Annotated in this window: 1 protein-coding gene and 1 riboswitch; the gene reads left to right on the forward strand. The window is 32.3% G+C overall.

Features of this window, described 5'->3' with window-relative positions; all coding sequences use genetic code 11:
• Positions 1 to 99: 99 nt before the first annotated feature.
• A riboswitch (PreQ1 riboswitch) is annotated at positions 100 to 143 on the reverse strand.
• Positions 144 to 266: 123 nt separating this feature from the next.
• Positions 267 to 371 (forward strand): aminopeptidase (locus KH400_RS22370; protein WP_217228395.1); only part of this gene is annotated, 105 nt, incomplete at its 3' end.

Below are 371 nucleotides of genomic sequence, written 5' to 3' on the forward strand. Positions count from 1 at the left end.
GTCTAGCTATTAGGGAACATTAATGAGTAGACCTGAAAATGAACAAAATATTGTCTTTAAATAACGACAAGAAAACTGTACTCTTTTGGCTGTACAGTTAACACCTTAGTTTTTTATAGAGGGAGTTTGCGAACCTCTTGTCTTTTTTCCACTATATATAATAGCACAAAAGTATTCTAGGTCGCTATTCTTTTCACTTTATTGCAAAATTGATAAAATAGATAACGCAGGTAAATTTATACATAATAGAAAAGAGGACTGATGATATGTCAACCTTTCAAGAAAATTTAGAAAAATATGCCGAACTTGCGGTAAAAGTCGGGGTAAATATTCAGCCAGGACAAACACTTGTCGTTAGAACTCCTTTAAAT

The organism is Desertibacillus haloalkaliphilus (assembly GCF_019039105.1).
Classification (GTDB): Bacteria; Bacillota; Bacilli; order Bacillales; family KJ1-10-99; genus Desertibacillus; species Desertibacillus haloalkaliphilus.